A 21,403-nucleotide genomic window follows, 5' to 3' on the forward strand; every position below is an offset into this window, starting at 1 on the left:
TTATACCTATAAAGTCACTGCCTGCCGGACAGTTACCCACTGCCCATGGACTGCATGACCGTCGCTTACCGAGCGACGTCCAGGATGCTCATGACTTTCGATTACGCGTTTATCCTCAGCACGCTGCCGGCGTTTCTCAAAGCCGTGGGCGTGACGTTGCAGGTCGGTTTCATCGCCATCGGCACCTCGCTGCTGGTGGCGCTGCTCAATGCGACGATCCTGGTGTTTCGCACCCCTTATCTGCAGCGCGCTGTCGGCCTCTATGTGGAGCTGGCGCGCAACACGCCGCTGCTGATCCAGCTGTTCTTCGTCTACTTCGCCTTGCCGGCCATCGGCATCAAGGTGTCCGGTTTCACCGCCGCGATCATCACCATGACTTTTCTGGGTGGCGCCTACCTCACCGAGGTGCTGCGTGCCGGCGTCGATGCCGTGCCGCAGGCGCAACTGGAATCGGGGCGTTCCATCGGCCTGTCGCACGGCCAGTTGCTGCGCTACGTGATCCTGCCGCAAGCGGGGATCCTCAGCCTGCCGTCGCTGTTCGCCAATTTCATTTTCCTGCTCAAGGAAACCACCGTGGTCTCGGCGGTGGCGGTGCCGGAAATCCTCTACACCACCAAGAGCTACATCGCGCTCTACTACAAAACCTACGAAATGCTCGCCGTGCTGACGCTGATCTGTGTGTTGCTGTTCTTGCCGCTGTCGCTATTGCTCAGCCGTCTGGAAAGGAGGCTCCAGCATGGCCAGTTCGGGTCTTGAACTGCTTTGGGTGTCGTTGCCGCAATTGGCAAAAGGCGCCGGGCAAACCCTGTCGATCTCGTTCCTGAGCATCGCCATCAGCACCGTCGGCGGTGTGCTGTACGGCGTGCTGCGTACGCTCAACGTGACGTGGCTGAACGCGATCCTGCGGGTCTATCTGGAGTTGTTCCGGGCCATCCCGGTGCTGGTCTGGTTGTACCTGCTGTTTTTCGGCTTGCCGATTTTTTTCGGCCTGAGCCTGCCCGGTTTCTGGTGCGCGGTGCTGGTGCTGTCGCTGTGGGGCGCCAGCGAGGTCGGCGAAGTGGCACGCGGTGCATTGCATTCATTACCGCGCGGGCAGCGTGAGGCGGGGCTGTCGATCGGCCTGAACGCTGCGCAGCTCTACGGCTACGTGCTGCTGCCGCAAGCGCTGAAACGCATGACGCCACCGACCATCAACGTCTACACGCGGATCATCAAGACCAGTTCGCTGGCGGTGCTGATTGGTGTGGTCGATGTGATCAAGGTCGGCCAGCAGATCATCGAGCGCACCTACGAATCAGTGTTGATCTACGGCGCGCTGTTCCTGTTTTTCTTCTTTATCTGCTACCCGCTGTCGGCCGCCTCGCGTGTGCTGGAGCGGCGCTGGACGCAAGCATGAGCGCATTGATCGAGTTTCAGGGTTTCAACAAATTCTATGGCGAGCAGCAGGTGCTCAAGGGCATCGACCTGCAAGTGCGCAGCGGCGAAGTGATCGTCATTCTTGGCCCCAGCGGTTGCGGCAAAAGCACCCTGCTGCGTTGCCTCAACGGCCTGGAAAGCGCGCACAGCGGCAGCCTGAAATTCGCCGGACGCGAGCTGCTGGACAAGGCCACCGACTGGCGTGAAGTGCGCCAGCAGATCGGCATGGTGTTCCAGAGCTATCACCTGTTCCCGCACATGAGCGTGCTCGACAACCTGTTGCTCGGCCCGCTCAAGGTGCAGAAGCGTCAGCGCCGTGAAGCGCAGCAACAAGCCGAAGCCCTGCTCGAACGCGTGGGCCTGGCGGACAAGCGCGATGCATTTCCACGCCAGCTCTCCGGCGGCCAGCAGCAACGCATCGCCATCGTCCGTTCGTTGTGCATGAACCCGCGGGTCATGCTGTTCGACGAGGTCACCGCCGCCCTCGACCCGGAAATGGTCAAGGAAGTGCTGCAAGTGATTCAGGGCCTGGCCCGCGAAGGCATGACCCTGCTGATCGTCACCCACGAAATGGCTTTCGCCCGCGCGGTGGCCGACCGCATCGTGTTCATGGATGCCGGGCGCATCCTTGAACAGAACCCGCCCGAGATTTTCTTTACGAACCCGCAAACCGCACGCGCGCAGCAGTTCCTGGAGAAGTTCTCCTTCGTTGCAACACTGCCAAAAACGAATCCGACAAAGGAACTGGAACCGCTATGAAAACTGCCAAATCATCCCTGTTTTTATTGCCACTGCTTGGCCTGGCGTTGCTTGCCGGCTGCAACAAATCCGAAGAACCGACCCAGCCGAAAGTCGCCAGCGAAAGCGCCGCGCCGGCCGGTTACCTGGACAAGATCAAGGCCCGCGACAAACTGATCGTCGGCGTGTTCACCGACAAGCCGCCATTCGGCTTCGTCGATGAGGCCGGGCGCTACGTCGGTTTCGACACTGACATCGGTCGGCGTTTCGCCAAGGATCTGCTTGGCGATGAAAACAAGGTCGAGTTCGTTGCCGTGGAACCGGCGAGCCGCATTCCGTTCCTGCAAAGCGACAAGGTCGACCTGATCCTCGCCAACATGACCGTGACCCCGGAACGCAAGGAAGCGGTGGAATTCACCAACCCGAACCTCAAGGTCGCGGTGCAGGCACTGGTACCGCAGAACAGCTCGGTGAAAAAACTCGATGACCTGGCGACCCGCACCACCATCGTCACCACCGGCACGACTGCAGACATCTGGCTGACCAAGAATCATCCGGACTGGAAACTGCTGAAGTTCGAGAAAAATTCCGAGTCGTTGCAAGCACTGGCCAACGGTCGTGGTGATGCCTACGCGCAGGACAACCTGGTGCTGTTCAGCTGGGCCAAGCAGAACCCGGGCTACCGCGTGCTGGACGACAAGCTCGGCGCCGAAGCACCGATTGCCCCGGCAGTGAAGAAGGGCAACATCGAGTTGCGAGACTGGGTGAATACCGAGCTGGCGAAGCTGGGTGAGGAAAAGTATCTGCTCAAGCTGTACGACCAGTATGTGCGTAAAGAACTGAGCGATGACACCCGGCCTGAGAGTGTGATTGTTGAAGGTGGCAAGTGGCAGGGGTGATCGGCCGTTAAATCTGCGGTGACCTGAAGGTCCTCTTCGCGAGCAGGCTCGCTCCCACAGGGGGATGCATTCCAACTGTGGAAGCGAGCCTGCTCGCTCAGGTGCCGCTCAATCCGGCCAGTTCCACGCTGGCTCATCCAGCACCCGCTGCCCGACAATTGCGGTCTGGCCCAGCGTTTTTTCCAGCACGATGCAATTGCATTCGGGATCTTCCTGCAACGCCGAAATCAACCGCCGCGCATGGGACACCACCCACACCTGACATTCTTCTGATGCACGAATGATCAAGCGTGCCAGTGCTGGCAGCAGGTCTGGATGCAGACTGGTTTCCGGTTCGTTCAGCACCATCAGCGTCGGCGGCCTCGGTGTCAGCAGGGCCGCGACCAGCAGCAGATAGCGCAACGTCCCGTCCGACAGCTCCGCCGCTGACAGCGGCCGCAGCAAACCTTCCTGATAAAACTCGATGGCAAAGCGTCCACCGGGCAGCGGCTCGATGTTCAGCCGTGCGCCGGGAAACGCATCGCTGATCGCGGCTTGCAACGCCTCGGGATCACCGATTTCAATGATGGTCTGCAACGCTGCCGCCAGATCGCGACCGTCGTGGTGCAACACGGGCGTGCGGGTGCCCAGCTGCGGTTGGCGCACCGGGGCGTCGGCGTCGCTGCGAAAGTGATCGTAGAAGCGCCAGCGGCGGATGAACTCGCGCATCTGAAACACTTCCGGCGAACTGCGCAGACTGCCGACCTGATCGAACAAGCTGTCGAAGTTCGGTGTGTGCTGCGCCAGCACGTCCCAGCTGCGCCCTTCGCGGGCGCGGATCATCGGGCCGTGGCGATCCACCAGCAGGCTGGCCGGGCGATAGAGCGGGCCGGCCCAGATGCATTCTTTCTTGATTTCCGGGTCGAGGGAGAAGAACGAACGGCTCGGTTCCGGCAAACCGAGGGCTATCGCGTAGCTGAAATCTTCCCCGGCAAAACCCAGGCGCAGCCGTTTGACGCCGTGACGCACCGTCGGCTCGACCGCCACTTCGCCGCTGCGCATGCGGCGGCTGATGGTTTCCGGGCCGGCCCAGAACGTCGAATCCAGCCCGCCTTCGCGGGCCAGGGCATTCACCACGCCACCCTGAGCGGTCTCCGCCAACAGGCGCAAGGCGCGGTAGAGATTGGACTTGCCGCTGCCATTGGGGCCGGTGATCAGGTTCAGCCGGCCCAGCGGAATCACCAGTTTGTTGATCGAGCGGTAATTGGCTACCGCGAGGGTCTTGAGCATGGGCGTTTCCTTCTGCCGGAACCGATAGTGTGCCGTGCCTGTACCCCTGTGGCGAGGGAGCTTGCTCCCGCTGGGCTGCGAAGCGGCCCCAACCCCCGATTCGAGAGGTTTGCGCCTGCTTCGCAGTCGAGCGGGAGCAAGCTCCCTCGCCACAGAAATCATTGTCGAAAAATGCCTTATTCCCGCGAGCGAACGTTGAACCCTGTTCTAAGCTCACAGTCGTATCGTCACTTGCACGTTCGTACACAGGAAGGAGTCTGCATGGCGAGTCCCGGATTGAAAACAGTTGTCGTGCTGAGCCTGCTCACGTTGCTGACCGCTTGCGGCAAGAAAGAAGCCCCGGCGGCGTACCTGCCACGGGTCTTCGTGCAAGAGGTCAAACCGGCCAATTACGCCGCTGCCGTGACCCTTACTGGCGATGTGCAGGCACGCGTACAGACCGAACTGTCGTTCCGGGTCGGTGGCAAGATCATCCAGCGCATGGTGGATGTCGGCGACCGGGTCAGCGCCAAACAGGTGCTGGCCAAACTCGATCCCAAGGACCTGCAGACCAACGTCGACTCCGCGCAAGCCCAGGTCATTGCCGAGCAGGCACGGGTCAAGCAGAGTGCGGCAGCGTTCGTGCGTCAGCAAAAACTGTTGCCCAAGGGTTACACCAGCCAGAGCGAATACGATTCCGCCCAGGCCGCCTTGCGCAGCAGCCAGAGCGCCCTGAGCGCGGCGCAGGCGCAACTGGCCAACGCCAAGGACCAGTTGAGCTACACCTCGCTGATCGCCGATGCGCCGGGGGTGATCACCGAGCGTCAGGCTGAAGTCGGTCAAGTGGTGCAGGCCACCGCGCCGATTTTCTCGCTGGCCCGCGATGGCGAGCGCGATGCCGTATTCAACGTTTATGAGTCGCTGCTGGCCGAGCGCCCGGCGGACCGTTCGATTGTCGTCAGCCTGCTTGATAACCCCGCGATCAAGACCACCGGCACGGTGCGTGAAATCACCCCGGCGGTGTCGGCGCAGTCCGGCACGGTGCAAGTCAAAGTCAGCCTCGACAGCCTGCCCCAGGGCATGCAGTTGGGCTCGGTGGTCAGCGCCACGGCCAAGGGCAGCGGGAAAACGGCAGTGGAGTTGCCGTGGTCGGCACTGACCAAAAACATCAGCGATGCGGCGGTGTGGATGGTCGACGACAAGGGCGAAGCGCAGTTGCACAACGTCACTGTCAGCCGCTACCTGATTGGCAAGGTCATCATCAGCGACGGCCTCAAGGGTGGGGAAAAAGTCATTGTCGCGGGTGGGCAATTGTTGCACCCGGGCATGAAAGTCGAGATTGCCGAAAACACCTACAAGGATCTGCAACCGGGAGCACAGCCATGAAGCAACTGGGGCTGTTGTCCATGGCGATGTTGTTGGCCGCCTGCTCGAAAAGCGAGCCACCGCCGGAACCGGTGCGACCGGTGCTGTCGATCAAGGTCCAGGCACTGAACGAGGAAACCCTGGGGCGCTTCGCCGGCAGCATTCAGGCGCGTTATGAGAGCAATACCGGTTTCCGCGTTGGCGGACGTATCGCCAGCCGTAACGTCGATGTCGGCGCTGAGGTGCAAAAGGGCACGCTGCTGGCGACGCTCGACCCGTCCGATCAGCAGAACCAGTTGCGTTCGGCCCAGGGCGATCTGGCCAAGGTCCAGGCGCAACTGATCAACGCCCAGGCCAACGCTCGGCGGCAGCAGGCGCTGTTCGATCGTGGAGTTGGCGCGCAGGCGCAACTGGACATCGCCACCACCGACCTGAAGACCACCCAGGCGTCGCTCGATCAGGCGCGGGCGGCGGTCAATCAAAGCAAGGATCAACTGAGCTACACCGAACTGCGCTCCGACCACAAAGCCGTGGTCACCGCATGGAACGCCGAAGCCGGGCAAGTGGTGACGGCCGGTCAACAGGTGGTGACCTTGGCGCAACCGGACATCAAGGAAGCCGTGATCGACCTGCCGGACACGCTGGTCGATGAGATTCCCTCCGACGTGGTGTTTCTGGTGGCCGGGCAACTCGATCCGAGCATCAACACCACGGCGACCATTCGCGAGATCGAACCGCAGGCCCAAAGCGCCACGCGCACTCGCCGTGCGCGGTTGACCCTGGCCAATACGCCGGACGGTTTCCGCCTTGGCACGGCGATCAGCGTGACCCTCAGTTCGGCGATCAAGCCGCGCATCGAATTGCCCGCGACCGCCCTGCAGGAAGCTGATGGCAAGACCCGCATCTGGGTGATCGATACCCAAAGCAAAACCGTCGCACCCCGTGACGTCAGCGTGATCAGCCGTACCGACGGCACGGTGGTGCTGGCCGGCGGGGTCAAGTCCGGCGAGCAGGTGGTCACCGCTGGCGTCAACAGTCTCAAACCCGGACAAGCCGTGAAACTCGACGAGGACAGTCAATGAAAGGCTCTTTCAATCTCTCCGAATGGGCCCTCAAGCATCAGTCGTTCGTCTGGTACCTGATGTTCGTCGCGCTGCTGATGGGGGTGTTTTCGTACTTCAATCTGGGGCGTGAAGAAGACCCCTCGTTCACCATCAAGACCATGGTGATCCAGACCAAATGGCCGGGCGCGACGCAGGAGGAAACCCTCAAGCAGGTCACCGACCGCATCGAGAAAAAACTCGAAGAGCTCGACTCTCTCGACTACGTGAAAAGCTACACGCGCCCCGGCGAGTCGACGGTGTACGTGTACCTGCGCGACACCACCAGCGCCAAGGACATTCCGCAAATCTGGTACCAGGTGCGCAAGAAGATCGACGACATTCGTGGCCAGTTTCCCCAAGGCATTCAAGGCCCGGGGTTCAACGATGAGTTCGGCGATGTGTACGGCTCGGTCTACGCGTTTACCGCCGACGGTCTGACCATGCGCCAATTGCGCGACTACGTGGAGCAGGCCCGCGCCGAGATCCGCAACGTCCCGGGGCTGGGCAAGATCGAAATGATCGGCCAGCAGGACGAAGTGATTTACCTGAACTTCTCCACCCGCAAACTCGCCGCGCTGGGCATCGATCAGCGTCAGGTGGTGCAGAGCCTGCAATCGCAGAACGCCGTGACCCCGGCGGGGGTGATCGAGGCCGGTCCGGAGCGCATTTCGGTGCGCACCTCGGGGCAGTTCGCTTCGGAAAAAGACCTCGCCGAAGTCAATCTCAAGCTCAATGACCGTTTTTACCGCTTGGCGGACATCGCCGACATCAGCCGCGGTTACGTCGACCCGGCCACCCCGGAATTCCGTTTCAACGGCAAGCCGGCGATCGGTCTGGCGATTGCCATGCAGAAGGGCGGCAACGTCCAGGAATTCGGCAAGGCATTGCACGCGCGTATTGACCAGGTCACCGCTGACCTGCCGGTGGGCGTCGGCGTGCACACGGTGTCCGATCAGGCGGTGGTGGTGGAAGAGGCGGTAGGCGGGTTCACCAGCGCGCTGTTCGAAGCGGTGGTGATCGTGCTGGTGGTCAGCTTCATCAGCCTTGGCGTGCGCGCCGGGCTGGTGGTGGCGTGCTCGATCCCGCTGGTGCTGGCGATGGTGTTCGTGTTCATGGAATACAGCGGCATCACCATGCAGCGGATTTCCCTCGGTGCGCTGATCATCGCCCTCGGCCTGTTGGTGGATGACGCGATGATCACCGTGGAGATGATGGTCACGCGCCTGGAAATGGGCGAGACCAAGGAGCAGGCGGCCACGTTCGCCTACACCTCCACGGCGTTCCCGATGCTCACCGGTACGCTGGTGACGGTCGCCGGTTTCGTGCCGATCGGCCTCAACGCCAGCTCCGCCGGTGAGTACACCTTCACCCTGTTTGCAGTGATCGCGGTGGCAATGCTCGTGTCGTGGGTGGTGGCGGTGTTCTTCGCGCCGGTGATCGGCGTGCACATCCTCAGCACCAACGTGAAACCCCATGAAGCCGAGCCGGGCCGCATCGGTCGAGCCTTCAACGGCGGTTTGCTGTGGTGCATGCGCAACCGCTGGTGGGCCATCGGCATCACCGTGCTGCTGTTTGTGCTGGCGGTGTTCTGCATGCGTTTTGTGCAGAACCAGTTCTTCCCGTCGTCGGACCGTCCGGAAATCCTCGTCGACCTGAACCTGCCACAAAACGCTTCCATCGACGAAACCCGCAAGGCCGTCGACAAGCTCGAAGCGACGCTCAAGGGCGACGCGGACATCGTGCGCTGGAGCACCTACATCGGTCAGGGCGCGATCCGTTTCTACCTGCCGCTCGATCAGCAATTGCAGAACCCGTACTACGCGCAGCTGGTGATCGTCAGCAAAAACTTCGAGGCCCGCGAGGCGTTGAGCCAGCGCCTGCGTGAGCGCTTGCACAAAGACTTCGTCGGCATCGGCAGTTACGTGCAGGCACTGGAAATGGGCCCGCCGGTAGGGCGTCCGATTCAATACCGGGTCAGCGGCAAGGACATCGATCAAGTGCGCAAGCACGCCATCGACCTGGCGACCGAGCTGGACAAGAACGAGCACATCGGCGAGATCATTTACGACTGGAACGAGCCGGGCAAAGTCCTGCGCATCGACATCGCTCAGGACAAGGCGCGCCAGCTCGGGCTGTCGTCCGAAGACGTGGCGAAACTGATGAACAGCATCGTCAGTGGTGCGCCGCTGACCCAGGTCAACGATGACATCTACCTGATCAACGTGGTCGGCCGTGCGGTGAGCTCCGAGCGCGGCACGCCGGAGACCCTGCAGAACCTGCAGATCGTCACGCCCAACGGCACGTCGATCCCGCTGTTGGCGTTCGCTACCGTGCGTTATGAACTGGAGCAGCCGCTGGTGTGGCGTCGCGATCGCTTGCCGACCATCACCATCAAAGCGTCGGTGCGCGACGAAATTCAGCCCACCGATCTGGTGAAACTCCTCAAACCGTCGATCGATGCCTTCGCTGACAAACTGCCGGTCGGCTACAAGGTCGCCACCGGCGGTACGGTCGAGGAAAGCGGCAAGGCCCAGGGGCCGATCGCCAAGGTGCTGCCGTTGATGCTGTTTTTGATGGCGACCTTCCTGATGATCCAGCTGCACAGCGTGCAGAAGATGTTCCTGGTGGCAAGTGTCGCGCCGCTGGGGCTGATCGGCGTGGTGCTGGCGCTGGTGCCGACGGGCACGCCGATGGGCTTCGTGGCGATCCTGGGGATTCTGGCGCTGATCGGCATCATCATCCGCAACTCGGTGATTCTGGTGACGCAGATCGATGAATTCGAGCGCAACGGCTCCGCGCCGTGGGATGCAGTGGTGGAGGCGACCGAACACCGGCGTCGGCCGATCCTGTTGACCGCGGCGGCGGCGAGCATGGGCATGATCCCGATTGCCCGGGAAGTGTTCTGGGGGCCGATGGCGTACGCGATGATTGGCGGGATCGTGGTGGCGACGCTGCTGACGCTGCTGTTTCTGCCGGCGCTGTATGTGGCCTGGTACAAGATTCGCGAGCCGAAGAAAGAGACCCGCTAAAAGCGAGTGCTGCGCACTCATCGCGAGCAGGCTCACTCCTACAGGGGAGCGCATTCCAACGGTAGGAGTGAGCCTGCTCGCGATGGCGTCAGAACGGTCTACGCAACTTTACGCCAAACGCTGGCCAGCCAAGGCTGCTGCTCTCGTGGCAGCCCCGCCGGTCGGTAGTAATGCTCAAGCTCGACGAATCCCGCTGCCGTCAGCAACCCGCGCCACGCCTCAAAATCGTGATACGAGCCATACCGTGGCCCGTTCCAGCCCTCACGGTTATCCCCGCGCGGATTGGAGCTGAACAACACCCCACCCGGTTTCAGCGTGCCGTGCAGCTGTTTGAGCACTCGCGGCAACTCCTGCAGCGGTACATGAAACAGCACCGCGTTGGCGAAAATCCCGTCGAAGCGCTCGGCCGGCAGATCGAGTTTCAGAAAGTCCTGACACCACACTTCGCAGCCACTATCTGCCCGCGCCATCTGCGCGAAGTTTTCCGCACCATCGAGGCCGACCGCGATGTGGCCCAGGCGAGTGAATGTCTGCAAATCCCGCCCCGGGCCACAGCCGAAATCGAGAATCGTGAACGGCGCCGTGCCGTGGAGGTGCCGCAGCAGCGCGTCGATGTTCTGGCTGACATCGTGGTCGCGGGTGCCTTCGCGGAAGTCTTCGGCCACCGAGTTGTAATGGCCGAGGGTGGTGGCGGTGATCTGTTCCAGATCGGTGGGGGTTTGCTTCATGGTCGAGGGCTGCGCGGGCAATGAGGATTTGCCGAATATACGCCATCAGGTCTGGGGCTGCTGCGCAGCCATTCGCGAGCAGGCTCGCTCCCACATTTGGAATGCGTTCCCCTGTGGGAGCGAGCCTGCTCGCGAAAGCGGTTTCAAAAGCGTCGAATGAGCCGTGCTGAAATCAGCGCTTGTTCAGCCCCCGCGCCAGACGATCGCCACCCAACTGAATCACCGCCACCAGCGCCACCAGCAACACAATCACGGTCAACATGATCTGGCTGTCAAAGCGTTGATAACCGTAGCGGTAAGCGATATCGCCCAAACCGCCGGCCCCAATCGCCCCGGCCATGGCCGAGGAGTTGATCATCGTCACCAGAGTAATGGTGAAACCCCCGACAATCCCCGGCAGTGCTTCAGGCAACAGCACATGCCAGACGATGTGCCAGCGCCGGCAGCCCATGGCTTGCGCCGCTTCGATCAGGCCGTGGTCAACCTCACGCAGGCTCACTTCGGCAATCCGCGCGAAGAACGGCGTCGCCGCAATCGTCAGCGGCACCACGGCCGCCCACACGCCATAGGTGGTGCCGACAATCAGCCGGGTGAACGGAATCAGCGCGACCATCAGAATCAGAAACGGGATCGAGCGAAACAGGTTCACGAATGCGCCCAACGCTTTGTTGAGTACGGGCGCTTCGTAGATCCCGCCCTTGTCGCTGGTGACCAGAATCACCGCCATCGGAATCCCCACCAACAGCGCGATCAACGACGACACGCCGACCATCAGAAAGGTGTCGATGAAACCCTGTAGCAAACGATCAAACCACATAACCCAGCACCTCCACCCGTTGCGCCCATTGCCCGGCACGCTCGCGCAATTGCTCGGCGCTCGCCGCCGACCCGCTCACGGCCAGCAGCAGTTGCCCCAGCGCATGGCCCTGAATCCGTTCGACACCGCCCTGCAGCAACTTCACTCGACCACCGAGAGCGGCGAACAATGCCGCCAGATCCGGCTCGTCGCTGGCGCTGCCGGTGAATTGCAAACGCAGCACCACCGCCGCCTCGGAGGAGGGCGGTAAGCTGTGCAGGCGGCTTTGCAGCTCTTGCGGCAAGGCGTGTTGCAGCGGCGCGAGCAAGGTCTGGCTGACCTCGTGCTGCGGATTGCCGAACACTTCCCAGACCGGGCCCTGCTCGACGATCCGCCCGTGCTCCAGCACCACCACGCGGTCGCAGATTTCGCGGATCACTGCCATCTCGTGGGTGATCAACACAATGGTCAGGCCCAAGCGCTGGTTGATCTCGCGCAGCAGGCCGAGGATCGACTGAGTGGTCTCGGGATCAAGCGCCGAAGTGGCTTCGTCGCAGAGCAGAATGTCCGGGTCATGCACCAGCGCGCGGGCGATGCCGACACGCTGTTTCTGCCCGCCGGACAGCTGCGCCGGATAAGCCTTGTGCTTGGCTTGCAGGCCGACCAGCTCCAGCAGTTCACGGACCTTTTTTTCCCGTTGTTCCTTCGGCACGCCAGCGACTTTCAGCGGCAGCTCGACGTTCTGCCACACGGTCTTGGCCGACATCAGGTTGAAGTGCTGGAAGATCATGCCGATCCGTCTGCGCAGCGCAACAAGACGATCCTCATCGAACCCGCCGATGTCGACCTGATCGATCAGCACCCGGCCCGAAGTCGGTTGCTCTAGGCGATTGATGGTGCGGATCAGTGACGACTTGCCGGCACCGCTGCGGCCGATGATGCCGAACACTTCACCGCGCTGAATCGCCAGATCGATGCCTTGCAGGGCGGCGACCGGTCCTTGCCGGCCGTCGTAGGTTTTACCCAGGCCGATGAAGCGTATGTGGGCGCGATTCAGCTCGGGGTGCAGTTCGGTTTGTTCAGCATTTTTTGGCTCTGGAGTCTCCAGTCGCCGTTGGATCGCGGCCGTCATCCTCAGCTTTCCCAACCGGCCTGGTAGAGCTTGCCGTGGGCTTTATCCAGCGCCGCGCGAACGGCCGGCGAGTGCTGGTAAATGTCGACGAACTTGATCAGGCGCGGGTCGTCCTTGCTCTTCGGCTGGATCACGAACTGAATCACGTATTCCTTGTGATCGAGGCCGTCGAACAGCAACGCGGAGCCGGCATCGAAGGTCTTCGCCAGACGGATGTAGGCCGGGTAGCCCTGGACCAGATCGGCGTCGTCATAGGCGCGCACCAGTTGCACGGCTTCGACCTGGAGGATTTTGATTTTCTTCGGGTTGGCGACGATGTCGTCTTCGGTGGCCTTGTAGCCGACCCCCGGCTTCAACGTGATCAGCCCGGCCTTGGCCAGCAGTTGCAGACCGCGACCGCTGTTGATCGGGTCGTTGGCGATGGCGACGCTGGCGCCTTCAGGCAACTCGTCGAAGCTTTTGTATTTCTTCGAGTAGAGACCGACGTTGTTGATGATCCCCGGGGCGAACGGCACCAGGTCAAAACCGGAGGCGGCCTTGGCGTTTTCGAGGAACGGGATGTGCTGGAAGTAGTTCACGTCGATGTCACCAGCAGCGAGGCTGACGTTCGGCGCGATCCAGTCGGTGAACTCCACCAGCTCGACTTTCAGGCCCTGTTTGGAAGCCTCTTCGACAGCGGCTTCCAGCGGAATGGCGAAGGCGGCGGTGGTGCCGATTTTCAGTGGCGCGTCGGCAGCGAACACCGCCGAGCTGAACAGGCCGAAGGCCAGGGCCAGTGCTTTGACTGGGTGGGACAGGAATTTCTGGGTCATAGTGGTTTTTCCAGTCAAGTATTGAAGGTCTGCACGTGTTTTGTGGCGAGGGAGCTTGCTCCCGCTGGGCTGCGAAGCAGCCCCATAACTGCCAGTGAGTTATGTCCTGACACTCTGGCTACAGGTTGCGACTGCTGCGCAGTCGAGCGGGAGCAAGCTCCCTCGCCACAGGGATCAGTGGCGGAACGAGGCTCCGGTGTGTTGCTCGGGGAGCTGCGCTTCGCCGTGAAACAGTTTTTCGCGCAAGCTGCCGCTGTCATACGCGGTCTTGTACGACCCGCGCCGCTGCAACTCCGGAATCACCAGTTCGATGAAATCGACATAGCTTTCCGGGGTGACGATGCGGGTCAGGTTGAAGCCGTCGAGGCCGGTTTCAGCGATCCACGATTCCAGCTCGTCCGCCACTTGCTCGGGCGAACCGACCACGGTGATGTAACGACCACCGAGGGCGTGCTGGTCGAGCAATTTGCGCCGGGTCCAGTCGTTGTTCTGCAGGTTTTTGGTCGCGGACTGGATGGCGTTGCTTTTCACGTACTGGATCGGTTCGTCGATTTCGTACTGGGAAAAGTCGATGCCGGTGGACGCCGAAAAATGCGCCACGCCGGCTTCGGCACTGGCGTAGCTCAGGTACTCGGCGTGCTTGGCCCACGCGGCTTCTTCGGTCTCGCCGACGATCACGTTGAGGCCCATGAACACCTTGATGTCCTCGGGATTGCGCCCGGCCTCGACGGCGCTGGCGCGCACCTTGTCCACTTGCACCTTGGTCGACGGTTTGTTCTGGCCGCTGATGAACACGCACTCGGCGTGACGTCCGGCGAACAGCAAACCGCGATCAGAACTGCCCGCCTGAAACAGCACCGGCGTGCGTTGCGGCGACGGTTCGCAGAGGTGATAACCCTCGACCTGATAGAACTCGCCCTTGTGCTCGACCTTGTGCACTTTCTCCGGTTGCGCGTAGATCCGCTGCTCACGGTCATTGAGCACCGCACCGTTTTCCCAACTGCCTTCCCAGAGTTTGTAGAGCACCTCCAGGTATTCATCGGCCTGATCGTAACGGCGGTCGTGCTCGACCTGCTCACTCAGGCCCATGGCCTTGGCGGCGCTGTCGAGGTAACCGGTGACGATGTTCCAGCCCACGCGTCCACGGCTCAAATGATCGAGCGTCGACATCCGCCGGGCGAACAGATACGGCGGTTCGTAAGTGAGGTTGGCGGTGAGGCCGAAACCGAGGTTTTTCGTCACCGCCGCCATGGCCGAGACCAGCAGCAGCGGATCGTTGACCGGCAACTGGATCGACTCTTTCAGGGTGACATCCACCGAGTTCTGGTAGACGTCGTACACGCCGACGATGTCGGCGATGAACAGGCCGTCGAACAGCCCGCGCTCCAGCAACTGCGCCAGTTCGGTCCAGTATTCAACGGTGTTGTAGCGCGTCGAGGTATCGCGCGGATGCGTCCACAAGCCGTGGTTGATATGACCGATGCAGTTCATGTTGAACGCGTTGAGCAGGATCTTTTTCTTGCTCATCAGATAGTGCCCCGCAGTGGCGGCTTTTCATCGTTGAGGTAGTAATTACCCACCGCGTGATACTTCCAGCGCACCGGGTCGTGCAGGGTGTGCACCCGGGCGTTGCGCCAGTGGCGGTCGAGGCCATGCTCGATCAGCGTCGCCTGGCTGCCGGCCAGTTCGAACAGCGTGCTGCCGGCGGTCAGGGAGATTTCGGTGCTGATCGCCCGCGCTTCGGCGACGGCAATCGACGCGGCGGCGACGGTTTCGGCGTTGGTCTCGGCCTGGGCTTTGTCGAGGTATTCGCCAGAGCGCTCCAGCAGCGCTTCGGTGGCGTGCAGGCGAATGCTCAAATGGCCGAAGCTTTTCAGGGTCAGCGGATCTTCGGTGGCCTTGTCGTTGCCGGAGTCGATCCACGGGCGAGTCTTGCTGCGCACGAAGTGCAGGGCGTCTTCATAGGCGGCGCGGGCGATGCCGGTGTCGATGGCGGCGTGAAGGATCTGCGCCAGCGGGCCGACCGTGGTCGGGCGCTCGAAAGCACTCTGGAACGGGATCACGTCTTCGGCAGCGACGTAAACATCTTCAAAGACCACCGAACCGCTGCCGGTGGTGCGCTGGCCGAAGCCGCTCCAGTCGTCGATCACGGTCAGGCCTTTGCTGTCGCGCGGAACGAACGCCAATTGCTGCACACCGTTTTCATCGACCACCGAGGTCGGGATGCGCTGGGCGTAGATCGCCCCGGTTGCATAAAACTTGCGGCCGTTGATGCGATAACCGTCGCCGTCACGCTTGAGGCTGGTGACGCGGTCGTGGGCGGTTTTGGTGCCCAGTTCCGCCAGTGCGTTGCCGAAGCGCTGGCCGGCCAGCACCTCGGCGTACAGGCGTTGTTTCTGCTCGTGGCTGCCGTTCACGCGCAACACTTCGAGGGCATAGAAATGGTTCTGCGGAATCTGTCCCAAGGAGCCGTCGGCCTGAGCGATCAGGGCGATGACTTTGGCCAGGGTCACGTTGGATACGCCGGCGCCGCCGTATTCTTTCGGCACGCTGATGCCCCACAGGCCGGAGCGGGAAAACACGTCGAGTTCCGGTAGCGGCAGACGCCGTTCACGGTCGCGCACGGCGCTGTCGCGTTTGAAATCTTCGGCCAGGTCGCTGGCAACGATCAGGGCTTGCTCATCGCTGGTGATGACCGCGACGTGATGAGAATAAGTCATGTGTTTCTCCAGAGATCTGGTCAAAAGTGTGCGGTCGTTAAATCCAGGAATGGCGAGCCGGCAAAGTGCCGTTCAGGCGATAGGCGCCGACCGCGTGATACTTCCAGCGCACCGGGTCGTGCAGGGTGTGCACCCGGGCGTTGCGCCAATGGCGGTCGAGGTTGAATTCGGCGAGGGTCGCGCGGCTGCCGGCCAGCTCGAAAAGTTTCTCGCTGGCCAGCAGCGAGATCTCGGTGGTCAGCACTTTGGCTTCGGCCACGGCAATCGAGGCGCGGGCGGCGGACTCGGCGGTGAGCGGCGCGGCATGCACCTGATCGAGCACTTGCCCGGCCTTGCGCAGCAGCGCTTCGGCGGCGTGCAGTTCGATTTTCAGCTTGCCGATGTCGGCGATCACGTAGAGGTCATCGCTGGCGCGTTCGACCTTGGCGTCGATCCACGGTCGGGCACGGGTTTTGACGAATTCGATAGCGTCGTCGATGGCGCCACGGGCGATGCCGGCGTCGATCGCCGCCTGAATCAGTTGCGACACCGCGCCTTGGGTATTGGGCTTCTCGTTGATCTTCCAGTTGTCGACCATCAGGCTCGATTCGACGCGCACGTTGTTCAACAGAATCGTGCCGCTGGCGGTGGTGCGCTGACCGAAGCCCGACCAGTCATCAACAATGCGCAGCCCCGGCGTACCCCGGCGGACGAAGGCCAGCACTTGCTTGCCGTCATCGTTGAGCGCCTTGACCGCGACCCAGTGCGCGAACAGCGCGCCGGTGGAGTAGAACTTCTGGCCGTTGATCACGTAGTCGTCACCGTCGGCGGTGATTCGCGCTTTCAGTTCCAGGGTGTTTTTGGTGCCGCGTTCAGGGCCGGCATTGCCGATGCGCCAGCCTTCCAGAACGCTCTGGAACAGCTGTTTTTTCTGCGCTTCGGTGGCGCTGCCGAGCACCAGATTGATGATGCCGAACTGGTTCTGCGGGATCTGTCCCAGCGCCGGGTCTGCGGCAGAAATGATCGCGAACACCTCGGCCAGGGTGACGAATGAAACCTGCGGGCCACCGTACTCGCGGGGTATGGCGATGCTGCCTAAACCGCTGCGGGTGAACTGTTCGATTTCCGACCACGGCAGCTTGCGCTGGCGGTCACGTTTGGCAGCCTGCACGCGGGCGACTTGCGCCAGATCGTGGGCGGCCTTGATGGCTTGGGCGTCGTTGCGCAAGACCTGCGCAGGCAACAATAACGGGGCGATGTCCAGATCCGACTGGACGGTTGCGTCTGCCAGACTGGACATCAATGCCACTCCTTGGCTGCACGCAATGCCCTGGCGATCTGCACTGGGGTGATTGTGTTCCGGACCATACTACCTACCTCACATCTCATGAAAAACGCCGCAAAAGTGCGGCGAACGAAAGAATGTCCGGTGGTCCGGTTCATATACCCTAAGCGTGTATAAATATTAAATAAACTAACTTTTAGGAATATGCATAGAAGGGGTGATGGTCGGGTTGGTTAACCGCAAAACCTGACCCCACCTATCAACTGAAAGAATACGGGCTGCAGTTTGGAGGGCGCTTCGCACCCCAGCGGGAGCAAGCTCCCTCGCCACAAAGGCTCAGAGTTCTTGCTTGCGCGATTCAGCGGCCTTTAGCTCCGGCCGCAGCGGCACCTTCAGATAAGGATTCACGCAGCCAATCTTCAGTGTCCGTGGCGGTGCCCAGCGAGAGTTGTTGCCGACCCAGTCGAGGACGCAATAGGTCACATCCAGACGCAGGTCTTCACCGCCCTCGACGATGATCGTCGGCGGCACCCAGACATGGATTGGCTTGCCGACATCCGCCGCGGTGATCCTGGGCAGGTCCATGCGCACATCGCCCCAGCGCAAGGTGATTTCGTCGTCCTCGGCCATGTTCAGGTAGGGCTCGATGGTCAGCGGCACGCCGCGTTTGATCTGGTTGGGATTGACCCCCTGACGGCGGATGGCCTCGGGCAGCGTGACGGGCGCCAGTTGCTGATTTTCGTCACTGCATAACGCTGACGGCTGACCGCCGGGGCAGTCGAGCTTCACCTGCACGCGGGTTGCCGCCGACAGCGCCGGGCCCTGACCCACCTGCATGACCCGGTAGTGAATGCGTGCGGTGCCACTGGCGATGAAGCTCTCCGGAACCCGCAGGCTGACCGAGGCGCCGAGGTCTTCGCTGGTCAGCACCCGGGAGGCGACGTAGCAGTTGTTCCAGAACAGTTCGATCAGATCGCCGGTGTCCATGCCCGGGTAGGGCAGGACATCGATCAGCAGGTGAGCCGCCGCGGCCAGATTGATGGCGTTCTTTTGCGCGCAGGCCAGGTTCGGCGCTGCCAGTTCGGGGGTAGGCGAAGTTCGGGTCATCGGGTTCTCTCCTTGAAGTCTTGCGGCGAATTCCGTTTCTTGAAAAAAACAAAAAGGGGTAGTGAATCGGTAATACAACCGTGAACTTTTGTTCAGGCTGAGTACGGATCGATTCAACTAAGTAGTGCCGGTTGCCGACTAGATAAGAGTGTGCGGGAAAGAGTGTCAATGCCCGCGCTTAGTTAATCCGTGAATTACGAATTAATCAGAAGCTTCCTACGCTGTTGAGGCAGACTGCCTAGCTGGATTGGGGAATGGAACTACGGTTTCTGCGGATTTTTAGCGGTTTTCGGGTCAGCCTGTTTAACCCATTCTGCCGATGAACAGATGTGTCTGAACTGAGCGTATCTGTTGCAGAACATATATATGTAGTTTTGGAAAGATTTGAAGCGGGGCGGTTTTAATGTTTTGGCGGGAGGGGGGAGTGTAACTTCCATCCGTGGAAGTTAATGCTCGTGTATCAAGTTTCTCAGGCGTGATTCAGGAACTTGCTGAGAAACTGTTGGGTGCGTTCTTCTTTCGGGTTGGCGAACAACGCCTTGGCTTCACCTTGCTCGACGATCACACCCTTGTCGAAAAACACCACGCGGTTGGCCACGTCGCGGGCAAAACCCATTTCGTGAGTGACGATGACCATGGTGCGTTTTTCTTCAGCCAGGCCGCGAATGGTCGCCAGCACTTCGCCAACCAGCTCCGGGTCGAGGGCCGAAGTCGGCTCGTCGAACAGGATCACTTCCGGCTCCATCGCCAGCGCCCGGGCAATCGCCACGCGCTGTTGCTGACCGCCGGACAGACGACGCGGATACGCATCTTCCTTGCCGGCCAGACCGACCTTGGCCAGCAGCTTCATGCCCAGGGCAATGGCTTGCTCGCGCGGCATCTTCTTGACCACGATTGGTCCTTCGATGACGTTTTCCAGTGCGGTGCGGTGGGGGAACAGGTTGAAGTTCTGGAACACGAAGCCCACGTGCTGGCGCAGGTTGCGCACCAGACTTTGCTGCTGGTTCAGCGGGCGGCGGGTATCGATTTCGATATCGCCGACCTTGATCCGGCCGCTGGTGGGTTCTTCAAGGAAATTCAGGCAACGCAGGAACGTGGTTTTACCCGAGCCGCTGGGGCCGATGATCGCCACGACCTCGCCTTCTTTCACCTCAAGATCGATGCCCTTGAGCACCTCTTGACCCTTGAACTGCTTGGTCAGTTTTTCCACGACAATCATGGGTCAGGACTCCTGGTCGTGCCGATTGACCCGCTCTTCCAGCTTGTTCTGGAAGTGCGAAAGCACCGTGGCCAGAATCCAGTAGATCAGCGCGGCGGCAAGATACATGGTGAAGACTTCGAAAGTCCGGGCGGTAATGAGCTGCGCCTGACGGAACAGTTCCGGCACCTGAATGGTGGCGGCCAGTGCCGTGTCCTTGACCAGCGAAATGAAGCTGTTGCCCAGCGGCGGCAACGCCGTGCGCATCGCCTGCGGCAGGATGGCCCGGCGCAGGGTCTGCGCGCGGGTCATGCCGATGCTCGCAGCGGCTTCCCATTGGCCGCGCTCGATCGAACCGATCGCGGCGCGCAGGATTTCACAGGCGTAGGCGGCCATGTTCAGCGAAAAGCCGATCAGGGCCGCTGGCAGTGGATCGAGTTCCACCCCCAGTTGCGGGAAGCCGTAATAGATCACAAACAGCTGCACCAGTAACGGCGTGCCGCGGAAGAACGACACGTAGACGCGGGCCAGCCAGTTGACCGATTTGAAGCGCGACAAGCGCATCAGGGCAAGGCCGAAGCCCAGCAGCAGCCCGAAGAACATCCCGCCGAGGCTGAGGATGACCGTGAAATACGCGCCCTTGAACAGGAAGGGCGCGGAGTCCACCAACAGCTGTGTGGTTTCGGCGATTTGCTGGCTCAACTGCGGGAAGTCCAGTCCGAACTGAAAACCTGCTTCCATTATTTAGTGACGTCAGCGTTGAAGTATTTCTTCGACAGCTTCTCAAGGGTGCCATCGGCACGCAGCTCGTCGAGGGCCTTGTTCACTGCCGCCAGCAACTCAGGCTCGCCTTTGCGCAGGGCAATACCGGATTCCTGACGGGAGAAGGCTTCACCGGCAGCCACGGTTTTCGGGGCTTTCTTGGCGTATTCCAGCGCGGCCAGACGGTCGATCAGAATGGCATCGGTACGGCCGTTGTTCAGATCGGCGAACTTGGTCGGATCATCGTCGTAGGTGCGCACGTCAGCGCCCGGCACGTTGGCGCGGACCCACTGTTCGTAGTTGGTGCCCAGGCCGACACCGACTTTCTTGCCGGACAGGTCAGCGGCGGTCTTGATATTCAGCGCGGCTTCCTTGCTCTTCAGCACCAGCGCCTGAATCCCGGAAACGGTGTACGGCTCGGAGAAGTCATACTTCTTCTTGCGCTCGTCGGAGATGGTCACCTGGTTGACCACGACGTCCAGACGCTTGGATTCCAGCGCGGCGAGAATACCGTCCCACTTGGTCGGTTGAATCTTGGCTTTGACGCCCAGCTTCTGCGCCAGGGCTTCGGAGAGTTCGACTTCGAAACCGGACAGCTTGCCGTCGGCATCAACGAAGCTGAACGGTGGGTAAGTGCCTTCCAGGCCGACGTTGATAACGCCTTTGTCCTTGATCTGCTGCAGCTGCTCACCGGCAGTTGCCTGGCTGATCAGGCCGGCGCTCAGTGCAAGGCCCAGCGAACCTACCAGCAGATTGCGACGTAGTGCGGAAAAATTCATGACAAGCCCCTGTGTTTTCTTATGGAAGACGCTTAAGGAAAGTTGGCGAATCCGGGATTTGAACGACTGCGTTATCGTGCCCTAAAGCAGCTTATGCGTCTTGCCCGAAATTCGCCTGCGGCGAGACTATAAGGTGTCTGCTTTAGACTTGAAAATACTTAATATCTAATTTGATATTCGTATATGGAATATGTGGTTTTCACCTGTGGCGAGGGAGCTTGCTCCCGCCCGACTGCGTAGCCGCCGCAATACCTGGCGCCGTGGTTCAACTGAAAAAACGCGGAAGCAGGTTTTGGGGGCGCTGCGC

Annotated in this window: 19 protein-coding genes; 7 read left to right on the forward strand and 12 right to left on the reverse strand. The window is 61.2% G+C overall.

Annotation, left to right across the window (positions count from 1 at the left end):
• Positions 1-90 precede the first annotated feature (90 nt).
• From HBN98_RS16455 to HBN98_RS16470, 4 genes are read left to right on the forward strand one after another with little or no spacing between them, the layout of a single operon-like run.
• Positions 91-756, forward strand: coding sequence for an amino acid ABC transporter permease (locus HBN98_RS16455; protein WP_064585453.1), 666 nt, complete (start codon positions 91-93; stop codon positions 754-756).
• The gene (locus HBN98_RS16460; protein WP_083367348.1) at positions 737-1,396 is read left to right on the forward strand and encodes an amino acid ABC transporter permease; all 660 of its coding nucleotides are present in this window, start codon (positions 737-739) and stop codon (positions 1,394-1,396) included. The genes HBN98_RS16455 and HBN98_RS16460 overlap by 20 nt, the downstream gene beginning before the upstream one ends.
• Complete coding sequence (locus tag HBN98_RS16465) at positions 1,393-2,175, forward strand: amino acid ABC transporter ATP-binding protein (protein WP_083367347.1); 783 nt, start codon at positions 1,393-1,395, stop codon at positions 2,173-2,175. Before HBN98_RS16460 ends, HBN98_RS16465 begins: the two co-directional genes overlap by 4 nt.
• Complete coding sequence (locus HBN98_RS16470) at positions 2,172-3,053, forward strand: transporter substrate-binding domain-containing protein (RefSeq protein WP_083367346.1); 882 nt, start codon at positions 2,172-2,174, stop codon at positions 3,051-3,053. The genes HBN98_RS16465 and HBN98_RS16470 overlap by 4 nt, the downstream gene beginning before the upstream one ends.
• A 108-nt stretch (positions 3,054-3,161) precedes the next feature.
• Here the strand turns inward: HBN98_RS16470 and HBN98_RS16475 are convergent, their stop codons facing one another.
• A complete protein-coding gene (locus HBN98_RS16475; protein WP_064585456.1) occupies positions 3,162-4,322 on the reverse strand; it encodes an AAA family ATPase in 1,161 nt (386 codons plus the stop codon).
• Positions 4,323-4,583: 261 nt separating this feature from the next.
• Between HBN98_RS16475 and HBN98_RS16480 the strand changes: the two genes are divergently transcribed.
• Genes HBN98_RS16480 through HBN98_RS16490 form a run of 3 tightly spaced genes read left to right on the forward strand, consistent with a single transcriptional unit; the run spans position 4,584 to position 9,798 of the window.
• The gene (locus HBN98_RS16480) at positions 4,584-5,687 is read left to right on the forward strand and encodes an efflux RND transporter periplasmic adaptor subunit (protein WP_083367345.1); all 1,104 of its coding nucleotides are present in this window, start codon (positions 4,584-4,586) and stop codon (positions 5,685-5,687) included.
• Positions 5,684-6,748, forward strand: a complete 1,065-nt coding sequence (locus HBN98_RS16485; RefSeq protein ID WP_083367344.1) for an efflux RND transporter periplasmic adaptor subunit — start codon at positions 5,684-5,686, stop codon at positions 6,746-6,748. Before HBN98_RS16480 ends, HBN98_RS16485 begins: the two co-directional genes overlap by 4 nt.
• Complete coding sequence (locus HBN98_RS16490; protein WP_064585459.1) at positions 6,745-9,798, forward strand: efflux RND transporter permease subunit; 3,054 nt, start codon at positions 6,745-6,747, stop codon at positions 9,796-9,798. Before HBN98_RS16485 ends, HBN98_RS16490 begins: the two co-directional genes overlap by 4 nt.
• A gap of 98 nt (positions 9,799-9,896) precedes the next feature.
• Here the strand turns inward: HBN98_RS16490 and HBN98_RS16495 are convergent, their stop codons facing one another.
• From HBN98_RS16495 to tcyJ, 11 genes are all read right to left on the reverse strand, one after another.
• On the reverse strand, positions 9,897-10,526 hold the full coding sequence (locus HBN98_RS16495; protein ID WP_083367343.1) for a class I SAM-dependent methyltransferase: 630 nt from the start codon (positions 10,524-10,526) through the stop codon (positions 9,897-9,899).
• A gap of 172 nt (positions 10,527-10,698) precedes the next feature.
• A complete protein-coding gene (locus tag HBN98_RS16500; protein WP_003220597.1) occupies positions 10,699-11,343 on the reverse strand; it encodes a methionine ABC transporter permease in 645 nt (214 codons plus the stop codon).
• Entirely contained in the window at positions 11,333-12,454 is a 1,122-nt protein-coding gene (locus tag HBN98_RS16505) for a methionine ABC transporter ATP-binding protein (protein WP_064585461.1), read from the reverse strand. The genes HBN98_RS16500 and HBN98_RS16505 overlap by 11 nt, the downstream gene beginning before the upstream one ends.
• A 2-nt stretch (positions 12,455-12,456) precedes the next feature.
• Positions 12,457-13,266 (reverse strand): MetQ/NlpA family ABC transporter substrate-binding protein, encoded by an 810-nt coding sequence (locus HBN98_RS16510; RefSeq protein WP_083367342.1) that lies wholly within the window; start codon positions 13,264-13,266, stop codon positions 12,457-12,459.
• A gap of 174 nt (positions 13,267-13,440) precedes the next feature.
• Positions 13,441-14,793 (reverse strand): LLM class flavin-dependent oxidoreductase, encoded by a 1,353-nt coding sequence (locus tag HBN98_RS16515; RefSeq protein WP_083367341.1) that lies wholly within the window; start codon positions 14,791-14,793, stop codon positions 13,441-13,443.
• Positions 14,793-15,986 carry an SfnB family sulfur acquisition oxidoreductase gene (locus HBN98_RS16520; protein WP_083367340.1) on the reverse strand — a complete coding sequence of 398 codons (1,194 nt, stop codon included), beginning with the start codon at positions 15,984-15,986 and terminating at the stop codon, positions 14,793-14,795. The genes HBN98_RS16515 and HBN98_RS16520 overlap by 1 nt, the downstream gene beginning before the upstream one ends.
• Before the next feature lie 37 nt (positions 15,987-16,023).
• Positions 16,024-17,265, reverse strand: coding sequence for an SfnB family sulfur acquisition oxidoreductase (locus HBN98_RS16525; RefSeq protein WP_083367339.1), 1,242 nt, complete (start codon positions 17,263-17,265; stop codon positions 16,024-16,026).
• Positions 17,266-17,586: 321 nt separating this feature from the next.
• Positions 17,587-18,357: a hypothetical protein gene (locus HBN98_RS16530; protein WP_083367338.1), complete on the reverse strand. Its 771-nt coding sequence runs from the start codon at positions 18,355-18,357 to the stop codon at positions 17,587-17,589.
• Positions 18,358-18,826: 469 nt separating this feature from the next.
• Positions 18,827-19,576, reverse strand: a complete 750-nt coding sequence (tcyN, locus tag HBN98_RS16535; RefSeq protein WP_064585467.1) for an L-cystine ABC transporter ATP-binding protein TcyN — start codon at positions 19,574-19,576, stop codon at positions 18,827-18,829.
• 3 nt (positions 19,577-19,579) lie between these two features.
• Complete coding sequence (gene tcyL, locus HBN98_RS16540) at positions 19,580-20,296, reverse strand: cystine ABC transporter permease (RefSeq protein ID WP_099093326.1); 717 nt, start codon at positions 20,294-20,296, stop codon at positions 19,580-19,582.
• Positions 20,296-21,096: a cystine ABC transporter substrate-binding protein gene (gene tcyJ / locus HBN98_RS16545; protein WP_064585468.1), complete on the reverse strand. Its 801-nt coding sequence runs from the start codon at positions 21,094-21,096 to the stop codon at positions 20,296-20,298. The genes tcyL and tcyJ overlap by 1 nt, the downstream gene beginning before the upstream one ends.
• Between the last annotated feature and the right edge of the window lie 307 nt (positions 21,097-21,403).

The sequence above is a fragment of the Pseudomonas koreensis genome (assembly GCF_012986595.1).
GTDB classification, from domain to species: Bacteria; Pseudomonadota; Gammaproteobacteria; order Pseudomonadales; family Pseudomonadaceae; genus Aquipseudomonas; species Aquipseudomonas koreensis.